The sequence below is a fragment of the Phaeobacter sp. JH20_29 genome, assembly GCF_048056175.1.
GTDB lineage: Bacteria > Pseudomonadota > Alphaproteobacteria > Rhodobacterales > Rhodobacteraceae > Phaeobacter > Phaeobacter bryozoorum.
In genome coordinates this window covers 46670-68222 of sequence record NZ_JAYMWO010000004.1, presented here as the reverse complement: position 1 = coordinate 68222, position 21553 = coordinate 46670, and the positions used below count along the sequence as shown (strand labels likewise).

Below are 21553 nucleotides of genomic sequence, written 5' to 3'. Positions count from 1 at the left end.
GCTACGGGCAAGAAATCAGCGCGGTCAACCGTCCCCGGCGCGACGCGCCGCAAAGAACTCCTTCAGCAGGGTTTCAGCCGGCTCTGCGCTAATGCCATCGTAAACCTCGGGCGCGTGATGAGCCTGCGGGTGCGAGAACACGCAGGCACCATGGGCGACGCCACCGGATTTCGGATCGGACGCCCCGTAGTAAACACGCCCGATGCGGGCGGCAGCAATCGCCGCCGCGCACATCGCGCAGGGTTCCAGCGTCACGTAAAGGTCGTGACCGGTCAGCCGCTCGGAACCGGCGGCGGCGCAGGCCGCACGGATCACCAGCACCTCGGCATGGGCGGTGGGGTCGTTCAGTTCGCGGGTGCGATTGCCCGCCTGTGCCACGACACGGCCATCCGGCGCGATCAGCACGGCGCCCACCGGCACCTCGCCGCGCGCGGCGGCTGAACGCGCCTCGGCAAGCGCAATATCCATATGAGAACGAAACGGCATAGCTCTCCCTGCCCCAGAATGGGAGCTTTCGCAACCGCGCGGAATGATCTATGGCCTCAGGTATGAGCAAAACACCATCCTCCCCCAAGGGCCAGCGCCCCGCAGCGGCGAAACCAGCCCGCGCCAGCAAGAAACCGACCGCCCCCTCCGCAACCGGCGAGAGCCCGGACGGCGACCGCATCGCAAAGGTGCTGTCGCGCGCCGGTGTTGCATCGCGGCGCGAGGCCGAAAAGATGATTGCCGAAGGGCGTATCGCCGTGAACGGCAAGGTCATCGACAGCCCGGCGCTGAATGTGGTGTTGGGCAAGGACCGGATCGTGGTGGATGGCATGCCGATGCAGGATCCGGAGCCGCCGCGCCTGTGGATGTATCACAAACCAGCGGGGCTGGTGACCACCACCAGCGACGAGCTGGACCGCCGGACCATCTTTGATGAGCTGCCCGAGGACATGCCCCGTGTGATGACGGTCGGCAGGCTTGACCTCAACTCCGAGGGGCTGCTGCTGCTGACCAATGACGGTGGCATCAAGCGGCAGCTGGAGCTGCCGTCGACCGGCTGGCTGCGCCGCTACCGGGTGCGGATCAACGGCCGACCGAAGGACAGCGATTTTGAACCGCTGCGTCAGGGGCTCGTGATCGAGGGAGAGAGATTTCAGCCGATGACGGTCGCGCTGGATCGTCAGCAGGGCGCAAACGCCTGGCTGACCATTGGCCTGCGCGAAGGCAAGAACCGGGAGATCCGCCGCGCCATTGAGGATATCGGGTTCACCGTAAACCGCCTGCTGCGCCTGTCGTATGGGCCGTTCCAGCTGGGCAATCTGAAGCCAGGCGAAGTCGAGGAGCTGCGTCCGCGTGTGGTGCGCGATCAGCTGGGGCTGACCGGTCCCGAGACCGAGGAAGACGACAAGCCCAAGCGCCCAGGCCGCCCGGTACGACAGCGCCCCGGTGCCGCGAAACCGGCGGGCAAGCCAGCGACGAAAGCCGGCGCAAGACCAGCGACAAAACCAGGCGGCAAGCCCGTCGGAAAACCTGCCGGAAAACCTGCCGGAAAACTGGCGGGCCGTTCATTTGCAGGCTCGGACCGCTCTGGCGACAAATCCGCAGAGCGTTCAGGCGCCCGGCCCGCCGGCCGGTCCGGTCCTGGCGGCGCGTCCGGCGGCAAATTTTCAGGCAAGGGCAAACCCGCTGACCGGTTCGCCGGAAAGCCCGGCGGAAAACCGGCGGGTCGCAGCACGGAGACGCCGGGCGGCAGACCGACCGGAAAGCCGACTGGCAAGCAAGCTGGCAAACCGACCGGAAAACCGATGGGCAAGCCGACAGGCAAACCGACCGGAAAATTCGGCGGCAAACCCGCAGGCGGCGGAGCTGGCCGTGATGCGGGTCGCAGTTCAGCCCCACGCGGTGGCGGCAAACCGCCCCGGCGCTGAGCCACCGCCAAAGACGGCCCTGCGGCGAAGGCCTGAGACTTCCCCCTAGCAAGATGGCGCTGCATATCCTAAGTTTCCAATTGCTTGGAGCGCTCATCTCGGGGGAATAAACGTGCAGAAACTCGCCTTTGTGGCCTTGCTGATCCTGATGATCGGTCTGGCAACCGGCTGGCTGGTCGGAGGCTGATCGCATGGCGCGGCGTTTTGGCGGCAAATACAGTCCCGACAAACAAGAGCGGAAAGCCGCCGATGAACCGGCTTCGGGCGGCGCGGGCTCCAGTTCTGGCAGCTATCGCAATGCCCGCGTCGATCCGGTCGGAGCACGCGCCAATCTGATGGCGCTGCCTGCCGGTCTGGTGGCGCTGATGTCCGTTTTTTCAGGGGCTGCCGGTCTCGCCTTTGGGCTGCTTGCGGCCGCGATATGGGCCGGATCGGCCTATCTGCTGCGCGACGGGCTGAGGGCCGAGGCCGCTTATGACGATCGCAAGGTCGCCCGTCGCCCTGCGCTGCCCCGCAAGATCCTCGCCGCGCTGCTCTGCGGTGTCGGCGCGCTGTTTGCCGCCTGGCGGCAGGACCCCGGCGCGCTCACGGCGCTGATCTATGCCGCGGCGGCGAGCGGCCTGCATCTGGCGGCCTTTGGGCTTGATCCCCTGCGCGACAAGGGCGCCGAGGGCATCGACGATTTCCAGCGCGACCGGGTCGCCCGTGTCGTCGAAGAGGCGGAAACCTATCTCTCGGCCATGAAGGATGCTGCTCTGCGCGCCCGTGACCGCGAGGTCGAACAGCGGGTTGAGGCCTTTCAGGAGGTGGCGCGCGATCTCTTCCGCACGGTTGAGGAAGACCCCCGCGACCTGACCGGCGCGCGGCGCTATCTGACCGTCTATCTGATGGGCGCGCGCGACGCCACGATCAAGTTTGCCGATATCTATACGCGCAGTGGCGACCCCCGGTCGCGCGAGGATTATCTGGCGCTGCTGCGCGACCTTGAGGAAAACTTTGCCGCCCGCACCCGCAAGATGCTGCTGGAGGACCGCACCGATCTGACCGTTGAAATCGACGTGCTGCGGGACCGTTTGCAGCGCGAGGGCGTTCACCTGGACCCCCGCTGACACAGCCATAAGGAACTTCGACATGTCCAAGACGACCCAGACGAAAGCCGCCCAGGAGGCTCAGCTGATCTCCGAAATCACCGCGATCGCACTGCCAGAGCCGACGGCCGAAATCCAGTCGCTGGATCAGGCCGACGCCGCCACCAGTGCAGACATCCAGTCGCGCATGGCGCAGATCGACATGTCCGACAGCAACTCGATCATCAACTTCGGCTCCGGTGCGCAGGCTGAATTGCAACAGATCAGCCAGGCCATGCTGACCGATGTGCGCAACAAGGATGTCGGCCCTGCCGGCGATTCGCTGCGCAATATCGTCACCACGATCCGGGGCTTTTCGGTGTCCGAACTGGATGTGCGCCGCAAGCGCAGTTTCTGGGAGCGGCTGCTGGGTCGCGCTGCGCCCTTTGCGAAGTTCACCGCGCGGTTTGAGGATGTGCAGGGCCAGATCGACCGCATCACCGACAATCTGCTTGGCCATGAGCATCAGCTGCTGAAGGATATCAAGTCGCTGGATCTGCTCTATGCCAAGACGCTGAGCTTCTATGACGAACTGGCGCTCTATATTGCAGCAGGTGAGGCCAAGCTGGCCGAACTGGACAGCAAGGAAATCCCGGCGCTGGAGGCGGCAGTGGCCGCCGCACCGGAGGCCGATCAGGTGATGCGCGCGCAGGAGCTGCGTGACATGCGCGCGGCCCGCGACGATCTGGAACGTCGGGTGCATGATCTGAAGCTCACGCGCCAGGTGACGATGCAGTCGCTGCCGTCGATCCGGCTGGTGCAGGAGAATGACAAATCGCTGGTGACCAAGATCAATTCGACGCTGGTCAATACCGTGCCGCTCTGGGAGACCCAGCTGGCACAGGCTGTTACCATCCAGCGCTCCGCCGAGGCGGCGGCGGCGGTGCGCGATGCCAATGACCTCACCAATGAGCTGCTGACCTCCAACGCGGCCAATCTGCGCGAAAGCAACAAGATGATCCGACAGGAGATGGAGCGCGGTGTCTTTGATATCGAAGCGGTGAAACAGGCGAATGCGGATCTGATCGGCACCATTCAGGAAAGCCTTCAGATCGCCGATGAGGGCAAGGCCAAGCGCGCCGCCGCCGAGGCGGAGCTGAAGAAGATGGAAGCGGAGCTGCGTGACACGCTGGCCTCGGCAAAGGCGCGGCGCGACGGGGTCGGCGATACCGCCGCCACGGCGGTTCCCGGCACCGCATGACCGCAGCCGCGCCGATATCGCAGCGCGCCCGAAGGCGACGGCTGGTGCCGATGCTTGTCGGCGCGCTGGCCGGGACTGCGTTCCTGATGGGATGCGATCCCCTCGCTCAGCGCACCTCGCTGGTGCCGCCGACACGCCCGGCCAATCTCGCCCCGCAGCCCAAGCCGCCCTCCGCCGAGAGCCAGCGGCTGGCCCGCTACTATGGCGCCCTCCAGCAGGACCTGCTGACACGCGGGCTGCTGCGGACCGATGGGGGCGGGCCGGAGACGCCCTATGACGCCGATGATCTGCGCCGGAATTTTGAGCAGATCGCCTTTTACGACGAATATGGCAGCAGCAATCTGCGCACCTCCGGCGCGCTTGGGCGCTGGGACGGGCCGGTGCGTCTGCGGGCCGATTTTGGCCCCTCGGTCAGCGCTGAACAGCAGCAGAAGGATCGCGCCACCCTTGATGCCTATGCCGCCCGGCTGGCCCGGATCACCGGCCATCCGATCAGCACCACCACCAGCCGCGCGCGCGCCAATTTCAACGTGATTTTTGCCGGCGCCGACGACAGCGCCTATGTCGCCGGCCGCGTGCGGGAGATCCTGCCGTCGATCAGCGACGCCGACCTAGAGGTTTTTGCCAACCCGCCGCAGAGCTACTATTGTCTGGTGCGCGCCGGGGGGCTGCAGGCGGATCCATCGTCCTATATGCGCGGGGTCGCGCTTATCCGCGCCGAGCACCCGGATCTGGCGCGGCGCAGCTGTATCCACGAGGAAGTTGCCCAGGGCCTTGGCCTGCGCAACGACAGCCCGCAGGCGCGCCCCTCGATTTTCAACGATGATGACGAATTTGCGCTGCTGACCAGCCAGGATGAGAAACTCCTGAAAATCCTGTACGATCCGCGCCTGCGCACCGGCATGTCCGCCGATGAGGCGCGGCCCATCGTGCAAGCCATCGCATATGATATCATGGGAGAGCCGCAGTAGCGGCTCCGCATTTGCCGACCCCGATGCCCCGGCATCGCCGAAAGAGGATGAAGACAATGGGTATTTTCGACTTTCTCAAGGGAGAGTTCATCGACGTCATCCACTGGACCGACGACACCAATGACACGCTGGTCTGGCGGTTCGAGCGCGAAGGCCACGCGATCAAATACGGCGCCAAGCTGACGGTGCGCGAAGGTCAGGCGGCGGTTTTTGTGCATGAAGGTCAGCTGGCCGATGTCTTCACCCCCGGTCTCTACATGCTGGAGACCAACAACATGCCGATCATGACCACCCTGCAACATTGGGATCACGGCTTTCAGTCGCCGTTCAAATCCGAGATCTACTTTGTCGACACCACCCGGTTCAATGATCTGAAGTGGGGCACCAAGAACCCGATCATGGCGCGCGACCCGGAGTTCGGGCCGGTCCGTCTGCGCGCCTTTGGCACCTATAGCATCCGGGTGGTGGACCCGGCCCGGTTCCTGAGTGAGATCGTCGGCACCGATGGTGAGTTCACCATGGATGAAATCTCCTTCCAGATCCGCAATATCATTGTCCAGCAGGTGAGCCGGGTGCTGGCAGGCTCCGGCATTCCGGTTCTGGATATGGCTGCAAATACCGCCGATCTGGGCAAGCTGGTGGCGGCTGAGATTTCCGCCACGGTGGCCGAATACGGCATCGCGATCCCCGAGCTCTATATCGAGAATATCTCGCTGCCCGCCGCGGTCGAACAGGCGCTGGACAAGCGCACACAGATGGGAATCGTCGGTGATCTTGGCCGCTATACGCAGTTCTCCGCCGCCGAGGCGATGACCGCCGCCGCCCAGGCGCCCAATAGCGGCATGGGGGCCGGAATGGGCATGGGGATGGGCATGGCAATGGCCCAGCAGATGGCGCAGATGGCGCAGCCGGGTGCCGCCGCTCATGCAGCGGGTCAGACCAGCGGTCCCTGGGGCGCGCGGCCCGCACCCGCTGCGCCGCAGGCCGCCGCGCCGGTGGCGCCGCCGCCTCCACCGGTGGAACATGTCTGGCACATCGCCGAGAACGGTCAGACCACCGGCCCCTATTCCAAGGCCCGACTGGGGCGAATGGCACAGGAGGGCGGATTGCGCCGGGACAGCCTGGTCTGGACACCCGGTCAGGACGGCTGGAAGGCGGCAGGCGATGTCATCGAACTGGCGCAGCTGTTCACCATCATGCCACCGCCGCCTCCGCCACCGCCGCCCGCACCGCCGGCTGGCTGACATCACACAATCCCGAGGGCGCTGCGATCACCGGCGCCCTTTCTCAGGACAGACCGCAGCCCCTGTGCCACGAAGGACCTTCTGCATATGACCCGACGCAGCGCGCTCAAATGGCTCCACTGGCTGAGCCTTGGATTGATCCTCTATTTCTTTCTCGTGGAACCGGAGGAAAACCGCGCCGATCCGGGGCTGGCGCTGGCCACCCACGCGGGCGTTGGCCTGCTCCTTGCCGTGGTCGTGCTGATCTGGACGCTTGTCTATCTGCGCAAAGGGCTGGCCGGGCGCGCCGGTCCCAAGCTGCCGGGCTGGGCCAGACGGTTCCACGGGTTGAACCACCGTGTCTTGCAGATCGGCCTGCCGGTCATGGTCGCAACCGGAGCGCTGGCCGGGGTGCTGGCTCCCTTTGCGATCCGCGCTTTTGGGGTGTTGCCGATCAATCCGGCCGCAGGCAGCCGCACCCTGCATGAGCTGGCTGAAGAGCTGCATGAACTTGCCTTTGATGCGCTGCTCATTGTCATCGTCCTGCATGGGCTGTTCCATCTGTGGCGCCATTTCCTGTTGAAGGACAACGCCCTGCGCATCATGGTGCCGAAACTGCTGCATAGATATCTTTGAGGCTTCCCCACGTGACCCAGCCCCCACCGCCGCCGCCCTCCGGCCTGTCGCCTGCCGAGAGCTCCGCCAGCGCCGAGACGCAGGCACCGCTTGAGGAACATCGGTTCCCCTGCGAGCAATGCGGCGCGGATTATCGCTATGATCCTGAAAACGGCACGCTGACCTGCGATCATTGCGGCCACCGGGAAGCGATCCGATCCGGCCCGTGGCGGGGTGGCAGCCTGCGGGAGCTGGATTTCGAGACGGCGCTCTCCTCGGGGCTGGCCGAGGCCGACATGGAAGAAACCCGCGTGTTGCGCTGTCCGAACTGCGCCGCGCAGGTGGAATTTGACCCAAAGGACCATGCGGGGGAATGTCCGTTCTGCGCCACGCCGATGGTCACAGACACCGGGATCCACCGTCATATCAAGCCCAAGGGCGTGCTGCCCTTCGCCTTTGATGAGCGCAGCGCCCATCAGGCGATGTCGGGCTGGCTGGGCCAGCTGTGGTTTGCGCCGAGCGGCCTGCAACAATATGCCCGCAAAGGCCGACGCATGGACGGCATCTATGTCCCCTACTGGACCTTCGACGCCGACACCCGCTCGCAGTATCGCGGCCAGCGCGGCACCGTCTATTATGTCACCGAAACCGTGATGGTCGACGGCAAGCGCCAGTCGCGGCAGGTGCCGAAGATACGCTGGCGGCCGGTCTCGGGGCGGGTGCAGCGGTTCTTTGACGATGTGCTGGTGCTCGCCTCCAAGAGCCTGCCGAAAAAGAACACCGATGCGCTGGAGCCCTGGGACCTTTCGGCGCTGGAGCCTTACCAGCCGCAGTATCTGGCCGGGTTCCGGGCCGAGGCCTATGCGGTGGAACTGGCCGATGGCTACGGCGAGGCGAATGCACGGATGCGCCGGGTCATCGAACGCGACGTGCGTTTTGACATTGGCGGGGATCGGCAACGGATCGAACATATCGACAGCGATTTTTCCGATATCACCTTCAAACATGTGCTGCTGCCGGTCTGGCTGGCCGCTTATAAATATCGGGGCAAGACTTATCGTTTTGTGGTCAACGGGCAATCCGGTCGGGTACAGGGAGAACGCCCCTATTCGGTGTGGAAAATTGCCGCCGCCGTTGCTCTGGCACTGCTGATCGGCGCTGCTGTGGCCTATTTCGGATCACGCTGACATTCCGCGCCGAGACCACGAGCCCCCCGAAGCCGACATAAGGATCCGCCATGACCACCCTTCCTGCGCTTGATGCGCTGTTCAGCCGCCGTCACAGCTGTCGCGGCTTTCGCCCCGATCCGGTACCCCGTGCGGTTATCGAGGATATCCTGCGTTGCGCCCAGAAAGTGCCCTCCTGGTGCAATGCCCAGCCCTGGCAGGTGACGCTGTTCAGCGGCGCGGCGACGGATGCGCTGCGGGTGGCCCTGGCGGAGGCGGTCGCAAAGGATCCTGTTGCCCCCGACCTCCCCTTTCCCGAGCGTTACAGTGGCGATTATAAGGCGCGGCGACAGGCCTGCGGCTGGGCGCTTTATGAGGCGGTTGGTGTTGAACGCGGCGATCGCGCCGGCTCTCACCGGCAGATGATGCGCAACTTTACGCTTTTTGACGCCCCCCATTGCGCGATTCTGACCAGCCCCAAGGAGCTTGGCCCCTATGGTGCGCTGGATTGCGGTGGCTTTGTCACCGGGTTCACGCTGGCCGCAACCGCAGCGGGCGTTGCCAGCATCGCGCAGGCCGCTGTTGCCACCTATGCGCCGATGCTGCATCAGCTCTGCGACATACCGGAGGATCGAAATATCCTTTGTGCGCTGTCTTTCGGCTATGCCGATCCCGACCACCCGGCCAACCAGTTCCGCACTGAACGCGCTGAACTGCACGACTTCACCACCTGGCGCGACTGACGCCGCATATCACTGAGTAGGATAATCCATGCGTGCCCTGATCCAGCGAGTGTCCGAGGCGTCTGTCACCGTCGACGGCGATATCATCGGTGAAATCGGTGAAGGCCTGCTGATCCTGATCTGCGCGATGGCGGGGGACAGCGCGGCCGAAGCGGATCAGATGGCGGCCAAGATCAGCAAGCTGCGGATTTTCCGCGATGAGGCGGGCAAGATGAACCGCTCGGTAAAGGACATCGGCGGCGGCGCGCTGGTTGTCAGCCAGTTTACGCTGGCCGCCGATACCCGCCGTGGCAACCGGCCCGGCTTCTCCAATGCCGCCGCGCCGGATCTGGGCCGCGCGCTTTACACCCGTTTTGCCGATCAGCTGGCGGCGCTTGAGGTGCCTGTGGCGCGCGGGTCCTTTGGGGCCGACATGCAGGTTGCGCTGATCAACTCCGGTCCGGTGACCATCTGGATGGACAGCGCGGACTGGTGAACTGCGCTTTTCTGCGGGCGGATTGCGGATAGGTTGCGGATGTCGTTTTCCGTCATGTCCTGACGCGCCCATTGGTGCCAAAGCAAGCATCCAAAATCGCGAAAATACGCCAGATCGACCATCGCGCCCGCAGCTGCGGCCTGTCGCAAAACCGGCACGGATCACCCGTTTTGGCCGAAAATCAGGCGGGGTCCACCATCCATTGGCGAAATACGGGGTGCGGCGGCGATAATAATTGGCATCGCGAGTGCATTGGTTTTTTCCACATATTGTCCCACCAGCCATTCACTTCTTACCAAATACGACATACCAGTTCCAAAAGACGACGGGATCACCGTCTCTTTATGCCTTCGCCATCCCCGCCTGCGCCAGAAAGCACGCTAATAAGGGTTGCGAGGTCGCAGCAAATGCGCAAACCTTGAATGACAATTCAAGAAATGACGTGTTCAGCGTCTAGATACGACAGGGAGTCCGCAATGAAAGACCAGATTGATTTCATGACGCAAAGCGTCACCTCCGGGAAAATGACCCGGCGTGAATTCATGGGCAAAACCGCCGCACTCGGCATCAGCGCCGCAGTAGCAGGCAGCCTGTTTGCCCGCGCCGTCGAGGCCGCAGGCCCGGTCAAAGGGGGCACGCTGAAGCTCGGCTCCATCGGCGGCGGCAGCACCGACTCGCTCGATCCCGCCGTGGCCGCAAGCCAGGTGCCCTACCACAATCTTTATCAGTTCGGTGAAACGCTGGTGAACGTGACGCCCGAAGGCGGCATCGAAAACCGTCTCGCCGAAAGCGTCGAAGCCAGTGCAGACGCCAAGACCTGGACCTTCAAGATCCGCAAGGGCGTTGAATTCCACAACGGCAAGGCGGTGACGGCCGAGGACGTGATGCGCACCATGGAGCGCCACTCCAACGAGGACAGTAAATCGGGTGCGCTCGGCATTATGCGCGGCATCGAAAGCATGAAGGCCGATGGCGACAACTTCGTCGTCTCGCTGACCACGCCGAACGCCGACCTGCCCTATCTGATGGCCGATTATCACCTGATGATCCAGCCTGATGGCGGCTTTGACAACCCGGCAGCGGGCATCGGTTCCGGTGCCTATATGCTGGTCGCCGATGAGCCGGGCGTGCGCCATATGTGGAAGAAGAACCCCAACTACTGGGATGACACCCGCGGCCATGTTGATGAAGTCGAAATCGTGGTAATCAACGACGCCACCGCCCGTATGGCGGCGCTGCAATCGGGTCAGGTACATATCGCCAACCGTGTTGAGCCGAAGGTTGCAGGTCTCCTCGACCGTGCACCGAACCTGACCGTGCGCAACGCAGCCGGTCCGGGCCACTATGTGTTCATCATGCATTGCGACACCGCGCCGTTTGACAACAACGAGCTGCGCCTGGCGCTTAAATATGCCATCAACCGTGAGGAAATGGTCGATAAGGTTCTGCGCGGCTATGGCTCCGTCGGTAACGACATGCCGATCAACTCCGCCTATCCGCTGTTTGATGACAGCATCCCGCAGCGCCCGTTTGATCCGGCCAAAGCGGCAGAGCACTACAAGAAATCCGGCCATGACGGCAGCCCGATCACCCTGCGGGTGTCGGATGTTGCCTTCCCGGGTGCATTGGATGCAGCCCAGCTGTTCCAGCAGTCGGCCAATGCCGCCGGTATCCCGCTGGAACTGAAGCGCGAGCCCGGTGATGGTTACTGGTCCGAAGTCTGGAACGCCCAGCCGTTCTGTGCCTCCTACTGGGGTGGCCGTCCGGTGCAGGATCAGATGTATTCGACCGCTTATCTGTCGACCGCAGACTGGAACGACACCCGCTTCAAGCGCGAAGACTTTGACCAGCTGTTGTTTGCCGCCCGCGGCGAGCTGGACGAAGCCAAGCGCAAGGCGCTCTACAGCCAGATGGGCATGATGGTGCGGGACGAAGGCGGTCTGATCTGCCCGATGTTCAACGACTTCATCGAAGCGACCAGCAGCAAGGTTCAGGGTTGGGTGGTGGATTCCACCGGCGACACCATGGCCGGCAAATGGTCGCATAAGTGCTGGTTGGCCTGATAGAGGTCCATGCCATGCACCCCGTCGTGAAACTTGTGTCCCAGCGCCTCGCGCTGGGACTAATTCTCTTGATCGCCGCATCCGTGCTCATCTTCATGGGCACCTTGATCCTGCCCGGCGATGTGGCGCAGTCCATTCTGGGCCAGTCGGCCACGCCCGAGGCACTTGCCAACCTGCGCGAGGAACTGGGGCTGAATGAACCGGCTGTTCTGCGCTATTTCGACTGGCTGTTCGGCGCCCTGCAAGGTGATCTGGGCACCGCCCTGACCAATGGTCAGGACATTGCAACCAGCATTGGCCGCCGTCTTGGCAACACGCTGTTCCTGGCGTTCTGGGCCGCCGTGATCTCGGTTCCCTTGGCGATCTTCCTGGGCCTTCTGGCGGTACGTTACCGCGACCGCTGGCCTGACAAACTGATCTCGGCCGTGACATTGGCCTCGATCTCGATCCCGGAATTCCTGATTGGCTATCTGCTGATCTATTTCGTTGCGGTGCAGATGGGCTGGTTCAGCTCTGTCGCAATGATCAATGAATCCATGAGCCTGCTGGAAAAACTGAACGCCATTGCCCTGCCCGTCGCGGTGCTGACACTGGTGGTTCTGGCCCATATGATGCGCATGACGCGGGCGGCGATCCTCAATGTGATGCAATCGGCCTATATCGAGACGGCGGAGCTGAAGGGGCTGAGCACCTTCAACGTGATTGCCCGTCACGCCTTTCCCAATGCCATCGCACCGATCGTCAATGTGGTGATGCTGAACCTCGCCTATCTGGTGGTCGGTGTCGTGGTGATCGAGGTGGTTTTTGTCTACCCGGGCATGGGCCAGTATCTGGTCGACCACGTGTCCAAGCGTGACGTCCCGGTGGTGCAGGCCTGCGGTCTGATCTTTGCCGCCGTCTACATCGTGCTGAACATGATTGCCGACATCGTGGCGATCCTGTCGAACCCGCGTCTGAGGCATCCGAAATGAAGAATATCCCTATCTCTGCAATGATCGGGCTGTTCTTCACGGCCCTCTACTTCCTGATGGCGATCTTTGCACCGCTACTGGCCCCCTATGGGATGGCTGAAATTGTCGGTGACGTATGGGAGCCGCGCTCGGCTGAGCATCTCCTTGGCACCGACAATATCGGTCGTGATCTTCTCAGCCGGATGATCTATGGCGGACGCACCACCATCTTCATCGCCACTGCGGCCACCATCCTGTCCTTTGTCACCGGATCGGTGCTGGGCTTCTTTGCCGCCGTTGCCGGTGGCTGGGTGGATCAGGTGATGTCGCGGCTGGTCGATCTGGTGATGTCGATCCCGACGCTGATCTTTGCCCTTGTGGTGCTGTCGGTGATGCCGGTGACCGTGCCGGTTCTGATCGTGGTTATGGGTCTGCTGGACTCCACCCGCGTCTATCGTCTCGCCCGTGCTGTTGCGGTGGATATCGAGGTGATGGACTACGTCGAAGCCGCGCGTCTGCGCGGTGAGAAAACCGCCTGGATCATCTTCCGCGAAATCCTGCCCAACGCGCTGTCACCGCTGGTGGCCGAAATGGGCCTGCGGTTCATCTTCATGGTGCTGTTTGTCTCGACGCTCTCTTTCCTCGGCCTTGGCGTGCAACCGCCAGAAGCCGACTGGGGCGGGATCGTGAAAGAAAACAAGGAAGGCATCGTCTATGGCATTCCGGCGGCACTGCTGCCTGCCATCGCCATCGCCACCCTTGCGATCTCGGTCAACCTTGTCGCGGACTGGGTCCTGAACCGCACAACCTCGCTGAAAGGAGGCCGCGGATGAGCGAACCTCTTATGAAAGTGCGCAATCTCAAGATCGGCGCAACTGTCTACCCGCCGGGGGAAAAGCCCCATGACATCGAAATCGTGCATGGTGTCAGCTTTGATCTGCAACCGGGCAAGGTGCTGGGGCTGATCGGCGAATCCGGCGCCGGAAAATCCACCATCGGTCTGGCCTCCATGGCCTATGGCCGGGGCGGTGTGAAGATCACCGGCGGCGAGGTCTGGGTGAATGGCCGCGATATCCTGCAATCCAAACTGCGCGATATCCGTCGCCTGCGCGGCGGCGAGGTCACCTATGTCTCGCAATCGGCGGCGGCCTCGTTCAACCCGGCCAAGAAAATCATGGAACAGGTGATCGAAGCGGCGGTTGAGCAGGGCAAGTTCTCCAAGAAAGAGGCCGAAGCCCGCGCCCGCGCGCTTTTTGCCAAGCTGGGTCTGCCCGATCCAGACAATATCGGCGAGCGCTATCCGCATCAGGTCTCCGGCGGTCAGCTGCAACGCTGCATGACGGCGCTGGCGCTCTGCCCGGAGCCGGATCTGGTGGTCTTTGACGAGCCGACAACGGCGCTGGATGTGACGACCCAGATCGAGGTGCTGATGGCGATCAAGGAAGCCATCCGCGACACGGGTGTGGCTGCACTCTATATCACCCATGACCTTGCGGTGGTGGCACAGGTGAGCGACGACATCATGGTGCTGCGCCACGGCAATATGGTGGAATACGGCCCCGTCGATCAGATCATCAACGCCCCGCAGGAGGAGTACACACAGGCGCTGGTCTCGGTGCGCTCCATCACGCATGAGGAAAAGGCCCCGACCTCGGAGCCGGTGCTGAGCGTGCGCAATATCACCGCGCGCTACCAGGGCACCAAATTCGATGTGCTGCATAATGTGAACGTCGACCTGCACCCCGGTCAGACGCTGGCCGTGGTCGGAGAATCCGGCTCTGGTAAATCGACACTGGCACGGGTGATCACCGGGCTATTGCCACCGCGCGAGGGTGATATCGAGTTTGCCGGGCGTCGGCTGTCCTCCGATCTGGCGGGACGCACCCGCGAGGATCTGCGCGAATTGCAGATGATCTATCAGATGGCGGATGTGGCGATGAATCCGCGCCAGACCGTCGGTACGATCATCGGCCGTCCGCTGGAGTTCTACTTTGGCATGAAGGGCAGCGAAAAGCGCAAGCGCATCATCGAACTGCTGGATGAGATCGAGCTGGGCGAAAGCTTCATCGACCGTTACCCGGCGGAGCTGTCGGGCGGACAGAAACAGCGGGTGTGTATTGCACGAGCGCTGGCGGCGAAGCCCAAGATGATCATCTGCGACGAGGTCACCTCGGCGCTGGATCCACTGGTGGCCGATGGCATTCTGAAGCTGTTGCTGGAACTGCAAAAGATCGAGAATGTCGCCTATCTGTTCATCACCCACGATCTCGCCACGGTGCGGGCGATTTCGGATAATATCGCGGTGATGTATCAGGGCCGCGTCCAGCGCTATGGCGGCAAGACCGAAGTGCTGTCGCCCCCCTTTGACGATTACACCGATCTGCTGCTCAGCTCGGTGCCGGAAATGCGGCTCGGGTGGCTGGAAGAGGTCATCGCCAACCGCAAGATGGAAAGTGCGGGCAACTAGCAGCCCAGCACCTGATATCCCCCCGTCGCAGGCAACTGCGGCGGGACGCACTCAAAGGCGGCCGCAGGAACACTCCTCACGGCCGCCTTTTTAACTCACCTTTACAAGACCTTGGGTTCTGCGATGGACAACAAACTTCTCCTTATCATCTTGGACGGGGTGCCGTGGCGCAACTTCCGTCGGCTGTTTGGCAATCTGGAAGGCTGGGTCGACAGCGGCGAAGCGCGGGTCTGGAAACACCGGTCGGTGCTGCCCTCGATCTCCGCCAGCTGCTATGCCTCGATCCACACAGGTGTTGCCCCCGCCGAACATGGCTGCACCGGCAATGGCAATGTCTTCCGCTTGGGCCACAAGGATGTGTTCAGCCAGGTTCGCGAGGGCGGCGGCGTAACCGGTGCGGTGGCGCATAGTTTCTGGTCCTCCTTCTTCAACCGTCACCCCTATGACCCCGTGCGCGACGTTGAATATGACGAACCGGACAGCGCCACGATCAATCACGGGCGGTTCCATTCGATGACCGGCTACGGGCTGGACAACCAGATGACCCCGTCTGACGTCGATCTGTTTGGCACGCTGACAAACCTCTGCCTGCGGTTCGGGCTGAACTACGGAATGCTGCACACCTGCACGCTGGACAGCATGGGGCACCGGTTTTTCCACGATTGCCAGCAAATGGACCACGCCTGTTTCGTCATGGATGAGATGCTGGCGCCGTTTATCTTCAAATGGCGCGAAATGGGCTATGAGATCATCGTCACCGCCGATCACGGGCAGGATGATCGCGGCCACCACGGCGGGCGCAGCGCCCTGCAACAGGAAACCGCGCTGTATTATTTCGGCCCGGCCGAAGGTCCGGCGGAAGATGTGGTGATCGACCAGCGCCAGCTGGCGCCTACCATCCTCAGCCGCCTTGGTGCGCCCATCGCCGACACGATGAAGGCAAAATCTTTCCTCGGCTGAGGATCCATGGCAGGCTTATCGGACCGCCGCCGCGATCAACAGGAGCCTGCCATGCCCATCCGCTATCTTACACTACTGTTAACGCTGCTGCCCTTGCCCGCGTTTGCACAGGACGGCTGCGATGATCTGTGGTTCACGCGAAATCTGATCATGGACCGTGCCGGCTATTGTTTTGGAACGGTGCTGGGCCAAAGCGTTTTCGACAATAGCGATTGCCTCGGAAAATCCGTCGCGCTTGACCCGCAGAGCAACCGGCAGGTGCAGGACATCCGCGCGCTGGAGAAGTATCACGGCTGCAAGGTCAACACCGGGCGCAGGCAGTTGACGCTGAACGATACGCATCTGCGGCGGTTGCTGGTGGATCTGCCGATCCGCGATGAATTTGAAGGCGCCTGTCTGGGTTGGCTTGGCGCTCCGGTCCCGCTCCATTCCGGCCATAGTGCGGGCACCGCCCGTATCGGGACGATCCAACCCGGCGACACCATCGGCTATGCGCATCTTCCAGTGGGCAACTGGTCCTATGTCACCACCCACAGCAGCGACTGGCGGGTCAAGAGCGGCGGCTGGTACAACCGCGCAACCGCCCCTGAAAACTGCCGCGACTCCGCAGGCTGATCATGTGCCAGGGGCCGGGCGACGACAGCGCTCACTCATAGGGCCAGAGCCCCTGCCCCAGCGCCTCCACGGCGACGGAGATCCGTTCGAAACTGTCACGGGCGCGGCCGACGCTGTGGCGGGCGCGCAGATAGCCATGGACCAGCCCCTGTTCGTTGATCCAATGCGCTTTGCCACCGGCGGCCATGATCTTGTCGCGGTAATGGCGGGAATCATCGCGCACCGGATCACAGTCGGCAGTGATCAGCACCGTTGCGGGCAGGTTGGAAAAATCGGTATCGGCCAGCGGTTCGAGGGTCGGATCGCCCGTCGCCTGCGTGCCTTCCGGGCGGCGAATTGACCCGTAGTAGAGGATATCATCCCGTGTCAGCATCGGCGCCTGCGCGTGTTCCAGATAAGAGCCCTGATTGATATCGCCACCAAAGGCGCCGTAGATCAGCACCTGCCCCACCAGCCCGTCAATACGTCCGCGCGCATGATGCGCCACGGCTGCACAGAGATTGGCACCGGCGCTGTCACCAGCCAAAACCAGATCCCCCTCAAAACTGTCGCGGATCCACTGCAAGACCGCCCAGGCGTCCTCGAAGGCCGCAGGGTGGCGATGTTCGGGGGCCAGACGGTAATCCACCGCCACAACGCGATAGCCGCTCTGGGCGCAAAGCTCGGCGCAGACGTCATCGTGGCTGTCCAATCCACCAACGACAAAGCCGCCGCCATGGCAGTACATCACCGTGCAGCCCGGCTCTCCGGCGGTGTAGATCCGCACCGGGACCGCCCCCACCAGCCGATCCTCGCAGCGGACCACATCCGGGCGCGCAACACGGAATTCAGCGGCCATGTCATCATAGACCTTGCGCTGTTCCGTGATTGACAGATCCACCGCATCATCCGGGTAACATTCGCCGGTTTTGCGGATAAAGGCCCAGGTTTCTTCGTCGATCAGCCGCTCGTAGTTCATCTCACCCGTTCCCTATCTTCATAGTCCGTCGAATGAGATTAGCAGCGCCGAAATCAAAAACCATGCTTTACAAATGAAAAAAGCGCCCGCGTGGGGCGCTTTCTGATGCTGGGGTGGCGCAGTGCCATCCGCCGCTCTGGGATCAGCCCTTTGGCATCGGTTCCCAGGGGCGGGTAAAGACACCAAGCACATCCGAAATATCGGAGGCCGAGGCGCCATTGGCCTCAACCTGGGCGACCAGACCGCGGCTTTTGTCGTCGACCACATGTTCGACGCGCGCAGGCAGGCCTGCCTTCAGCAGGGCCTCATTGTAGATCCGGGTGATGGCATTCTTGCGCAGATCAGGTTTGAACACCTTGCCCACGGCCGTCTTTGGCAGCTCATCCATCACCGTGACATGTTTCGGGATTGCCGCGCGTTCATGCACGTGGATCTTGCAATAGGCCAAAAGATCCTCCGGCGTCACGCTTGCGCCATCCACCAGCTCGACAAAGGCACATGGCACCTCGCCGGCATGGGCATCCGGCTGGCCGATTGCACCCGCAAAGGCGACGGCCTCATGCCCCAGCAGCGCCTCTTCGATTTCGGCCGGATCAATATTGTGGCCGCCGCGGATGATCAGATCCTTCGCCCGGCCCGTGATCCAGAGATAGCCATCCGCATCCAGACGGCCCAGATCGCCGGTGCGCAGATAGGTGTCCTTGTAGAACAGACCTTCGTTCTTCTCGACCTCGGTATAGGTATGACCGGCATAGACGCCGGGGCTCGAGATACAGATCTCACCGATCTCATCCACACCCAGCTCGACCATATCGCCATTGGTTGCCTTCACGATCTTGACGTCAGTGTAGGGCAGCGGAATGCCGATCGAGCCGATCTTCTTTTCGCCCTGAACCGGGTTGCAGGAGACCAGGCAGGTCGCCTCGGTCAGGCCGTAACCTTCGACAATGCTGACGCCCGTTGCGCTTTCGAACCGTTTGAACAGTTCGACCGGCAGTGGCGCCGAGCCGGAGAAGGCCGTCTTCACGGTCGAGACATCGGCATCGACGGGCCGCTGCATCTTGGCCGAAATTGCAGTGGGCACGGTGATGATAAAGGAAATCTTCCAGCGTTCGATCAGCTTCCAGAAATTGTCAAAGACACCCTCGCCGCGATAGCCCTGCGGTGTCGGGAACACCACATGCGCCCCCGAGGCCACCGCCGCCATCAGGATCACATGGCAGGCAAAGACATGGAACAGCGGCAGCGGGCACATGATATTGTCATCTGCGGTAAACAGCAGCTTACTGCCCAGCCAGCCGTTGTAGTTCATGCCGGAATAGGTGTGCTGCGCCACTTTGGGCATCCCGGTGGTGCCGCCGGTGTGGAAATAGCAGGCCACCCGGTCGCTGTCGGAATCCGCGAACGTCAGCTCGGTCGGATGCTTGCGCAGCTCTTTGTTGAAATTCTTGTAATCCGCATGGGCCAGCTTGTCCTTGCCCTCAAGCTTGGGGCGGATCATCGGTACAATCCAGGATTTTGGCGGTGTCAGATAGCGGTTGAGGTCAATTTCCAGAACCGTGTTCACCTTGGGCGCATGGCGCACCGCCTCCGCCACCTTCTGGGCGACGTCGGTCTTGGGGAAAGGCTTCAGGGTCACCACCACCTTCGCCCCGGTTTCGCGCAGGATCGAGGCGATCTGCTCCGGCTCAAGCAGAGGGTTGATCGGATTAGCGATGCCTGCCACAGCGCCGCCGAGCAGGGTCACGACGGTTTCATTGCAGTTCGGCAGGATATAGGCGACCACATCCTTTTCACCGATCCCCATGGACCGGAACATATTCGCCGCCTGGGTCACCTTGTCCTTCAGCTGGCGCCAGGTCAGGGTCTCGGCCTTATCCTTGGGACCAGAGAAAATCTGGTAGCTCACCGCGTTGTTGTCGGGAAATTTCCCGGCCGTACGGGACAGCAACCCATAAAGCGTCGTCGGCATATTCCGCTGCCCAAAAGGCATCTCGTTCGTTAGTGCCAAGCAGTCCGCAGCCGTGGCAAATCCCATTGGTTTCCTCCCCTAGTCCCCTTGTGCCGGGGAATTTCAGTTAACACAAAATGATTTGAAACGACCCGCCGCGCAAGCGCGCCGACAGGGTCACGTCAAGGAAGCCTGCGCTTTGACGCAGCGACATTTGAAGTTTTTCGACCTTGAAGCCGAAATTCGGCTCATTTGAGACCGGGTCTGCCTATTCCGCAGCCAGCCCATCGGTGAACTGAAGGCGTGCAAGACGCGCGTAAAGCCCGCCTTCGGCAACCAGCTGATCGTGGCTACCGGTGGCCACGATACGGCCCTCTTCCATCACCACGATGCGATCTGCCTTTTTCACGGTTGCCAGTCGATGCGCCACGATCAAGGTGGTGCGGCCCTGGCTCAGCTCATCGACAGCGGCCTGTACCAGTCGTTCGCTTTCGGCATCCAGTGCGGATGTGGCCTCATCCAGCAACAGCACCGGCGCGTCGCGCAGAATCGCGCGGGCGATGGCGATCCGTTGTTTCTGACCGCCCGACAGCATCACGCCACGTTCGCCGACCTGGCTGTCATAGCCCTCTGGCAGCCGAGTGATAAAGTCATGGGCGGCGGCCGCACGGGCGGCGGCCTCGACCTCGGCGTCGCTGGCCTCGGGACGACCAAAGCGGATATTGTCCCGCGCCGAGGCGGCAAAGATCACCGGGTCCTGAGGCACCAGCGCGATATGCCTGCGGAAAGCATCCCGTTGCAGGTCCCGCAACGAGACACCATCCAGACAGACCGCACCATCAGTGGGATCGTAGAACCGCTGGATCATCTGGATGATGGTTGTCTTGCCCGCACCGGAGGGGCCGACAAAGGCAACCGTCTCGCCCGGCTTCACCGTCAGGGAGACGTCGCTCAGGGCCGGAATCAGCGGACGGGCGGGATAGCGGAAGGACACATTGTCAAATCGGATTTCGCCCCGCACCGGTTCGGCCAGCGCCTGCGGACGCGACGGATCCTGCACCTCATCCACCGCCGTCAGCAGCTCCACCAGACGTTCGGTTGCGCCAGCGGCCCGTTGCAATTCGCTCCAGATCTCTGACAGCGCCGCTACCGAGCCTGCGACCAGCACCGCATAGATCACGAACTGGACCAGGGTGCCTTCGGACATGACCCCGGCGCGCACATCGTTTGCGCCCATCCACAGGACGCCAACCACGCCGGAGAATACCAGAAAGATCACGATCACGGTCAGGAAAGCACGGGTCTGGATCCGCCGCATTGAAACGTCAAATGCGGTTTCGGTCATCCGGCTGAATTCGCCCCGGCTGGCGCTCTCATGCGTATAGGCCTGAACCGTCTGTACCGCGCCCAGCGCCTCACCCGCGTTGCCGGAAGAGGCCGCGATCCAATCCTGATTCTCGCGGCTGATCTTGCGCAGCCGCCGCCCCAACACCAGAATCGGCACGATCACCGCAGGCACGATCAGCAGAACAAGGCTGGTCAACTTGGCCGAGGTCAGCAGCATCAGCACCAGACCGCCGCCAAAGATCAGCATATTGCGCAGGGCAATCGACACCGACGAGCCCAGCACCGACTGGATTAGCGTTGTATCCGTGGTGATCCGGCTCAGCACCTCTCCGGTCATGATCTGCTCGAAAAACGCCGGGCTCATGCCGATGACGCGGTCAAACACCGCCTTGCGGATATCTGCAACCACCCGCTCTCCCAGCCGCGTGACCAGCGCATAGCGCAGGCCCGTGCCCACGGCCAGCAGCGCCGCAATCACCAGAGCAGCGGCGAAATACTGGTTCAGCAGCTCAGCATCGGAAACTCGGAAATTATCGACCACCCGGCGAACCGCCAGCGGCAGCGTCAGCGACAGGCCCGCGGTGAGCACGAGTGCTAGCGTCGCGGTGGCCATCAACAGGCGGTAGGGGCGCATAAACGGCCAGAGGGCAGACAGGACACCAATCTTGCGCGATTTCTCGCGCTCTACATCCGCAGTCGGGACCGCTTGATTGCCCGCCATGTCAGCTCCTTCGACGTTCCGTGTGGCAGGCTCTGTCGCCTGCGCATCGCCAAGGTTCATGACCCCGCAAACCCCTGAGGTCAAGCG

19 protein-coding genes are annotated in these 21553 nt (G+C 62.5%); 15 read left to right on the top strand and 4 right to left on the bottom strand.

Features of this window, described 5'->3' with window-relative positions:
• Positions 1-24 precede the first annotated feature (24 nt).
• Positions 25-486 (bottom strand): nucleoside deaminase, encoded by a 462-nt coding sequence (locus VWZ85_RS02090; protein WP_416586891.1) that lies wholly within the window; start codon positions 484-486, stop codon positions 25-27.
• 62 nt (positions 487-548) lie between these two features.
• Between VWZ85_RS02090 and VWZ85_RS02085 the strand changes: the two genes are divergently transcribed.
• The 15 genes from VWZ85_RS02085 (at position 549) to VWZ85_RS02015 (ending at position 16489) form a co-directional block, all read left to right on the top strand.
• Complete coding sequence (locus VWZ85_RS02085; protein ID WP_416586889.1) at positions 549-1913, top strand: pseudouridine synthase; 1365 nt, start codon at positions 549-551, stop codon at positions 1911-1913.
• Positions 1914-2104: 191 nt separating this feature from the next.
• On the top strand, positions 2105-3022 hold the full coding sequence (locus VWZ85_RS02080; RefSeq protein ID WP_416586886.1) for a 5-bromo-4-chloroindolyl phosphate hydrolysis family protein: 918 nt from the start codon (positions 2105-2107) through the stop codon (positions 3020-3022).
• Between the two features lie 22 nt (positions 3023-3044).
• Entirely contained in the window at positions 3045-4241 is a 1197-nt protein-coding gene (locus VWZ85_RS02075; protein WP_416535086.1) for a toxic anion resistance protein, read from the top strand.
• 86 nt (positions 4242-4327) lie between these two features.
• Positions 4328-5212, top strand: a complete 885-nt coding sequence (locus tag VWZ85_RS02070; RefSeq protein ID WP_340546338.1) for a DUF2927 domain-containing protein — start codon at positions 4328-4330, stop codon at positions 5210-5212.
• A gap of 56 nt (positions 5213-5268) precedes the next feature.
• Positions 5269-6456, top strand: coding sequence for an SPFH domain-containing protein (locus VWZ85_RS02065; RefSeq protein ID WP_416539063.1), 1188 nt, complete (start codon positions 5269-5271; stop codon positions 6454-6456).
• A gap of 87 nt (positions 6457-6543) precedes the next feature.
• Positions 6544-7071, top strand: a complete 528-nt coding sequence (locus VWZ85_RS02060; protein WP_340546078.1) for a cytochrome b/b6 domain-containing protein — start codon at positions 6544-6546, stop codon at positions 7069-7071.
• An 11-nt stretch (positions 7072-7082) separates the two neighbouring features.
• Positions 7083-8237, top strand: a complete 1155-nt coding sequence (locus VWZ85_RS02055) for a TFIIB-type zinc finger domain-containing protein (protein ID WP_416586883.1) — start codon at positions 7083-7085, stop codon at positions 8235-8237.
• Positions 8238-8287: 50 nt separating this feature from the next.
• Complete coding sequence (locus tag VWZ85_RS02050; protein ID WP_416586880.1) at positions 8288-8959, top strand: nitroreductase; 672 nt, start codon at positions 8288-8290, stop codon at positions 8957-8959.
• 28 nt (positions 8960-8987) lie between these two features.
• A complete protein-coding gene (gene dtd, locus VWZ85_RS02045) occupies positions 8988-9434 on the top strand; it encodes a D-aminoacyl-tRNA deacylase (RefSeq protein WP_416535081.1) in 447 nt (148 codons plus the stop codon).
• Between the two features lie 476 nt (positions 9435-9910).
• Positions 9911-11497, top strand: coding sequence for an ABC transporter substrate-binding protein (locus VWZ85_RS02040; RefSeq protein ID WP_061048721.1), 1587 nt, complete (start codon positions 9911-9913; stop codon positions 11495-11497).
• Positions 11498-11511: 14 nt separating this feature from the next.
• The gene (locus VWZ85_RS02035; RefSeq protein ID WP_416535138.1) at positions 11512-12468 is read left to right on the top strand and encodes an ABC transporter permease; all 957 of its coding nucleotides are present in this window, start codon (positions 11512-11514) and stop codon (positions 12466-12468) included.
• Positions 12465-13280, top strand: coding sequence for an ABC transporter permease (locus VWZ85_RS02030; RefSeq protein WP_340546085.1), 816 nt, complete (start codon positions 12465-12467; stop codon positions 13278-13280). The genes VWZ85_RS02035 and VWZ85_RS02030 overlap by 4 nt, the downstream gene beginning before the upstream one ends.
• On the top strand, positions 13277-14914 hold the full coding sequence (locus VWZ85_RS02025) for an ABC transporter ATP-binding protein (protein ID WP_416586878.1): 1638 nt from the start codon (positions 13277-13279) through the stop codon (positions 14912-14914). Before VWZ85_RS02030 ends, VWZ85_RS02025 begins: the two co-directional genes overlap by 4 nt.
• 123 nt (positions 14915-15037) lie before the next feature.
• Positions 15038-15874, top strand: a complete 837-nt coding sequence (locus VWZ85_RS02020; RefSeq protein WP_260081714.1) for an alkaline phosphatase family protein — start codon at positions 15038-15040, stop codon at positions 15872-15874.
• Between the two features lie 51 nt (positions 15875-15925).
• Positions 15926-16489, top strand: coding sequence for a DUF4453 domain-containing protein (locus tag VWZ85_RS02015; RefSeq protein ID WP_416586875.1), 564 nt, complete (start codon positions 15926-15928; stop codon positions 16487-16489).
• A 31-nt stretch (positions 16490-16520) separates the two neighbouring features.
• On the opposite strand, the gene VWZ85_RS02010 is transcribed toward VWZ85_RS02015, so the two are convergent.
• The 3 genes from VWZ85_RS02010 to VWZ85_RS02000 form a co-directional block, all read right to left on the bottom strand.
• The gene (locus tag VWZ85_RS02010) at positions 16521-17447 is read right to left on the bottom strand and encodes an alpha/beta hydrolase (protein ID WP_340546088.1); all 927 of its coding nucleotides are present in this window, start codon (positions 17445-17447) and stop codon (positions 16521-16523) included.
• Positions 17448-17589: 142 nt separating this feature from the next.
• Complete coding sequence (locus tag VWZ85_RS02005; protein ID WP_340546089.1) at positions 17590-19485, bottom strand: acyl-CoA synthetase; 1896 nt, start codon at positions 19483-19485, stop codon at positions 17590-17592.
• Between the two features lie 181 nt (positions 19486-19666).
• Positions 19667-21466 carry an ABC transporter transmembrane domain-containing protein gene (locus tag VWZ85_RS02000; RefSeq protein ID WP_340546090.1) on the bottom strand — a complete coding sequence of 600 codons (1800 nt, stop codon included), beginning with the start codon at positions 21464-21466 and terminating at the stop codon, positions 19667-19669.
• Between the last annotated feature and the right edge of the window lie 87 nt (positions 21467-21553).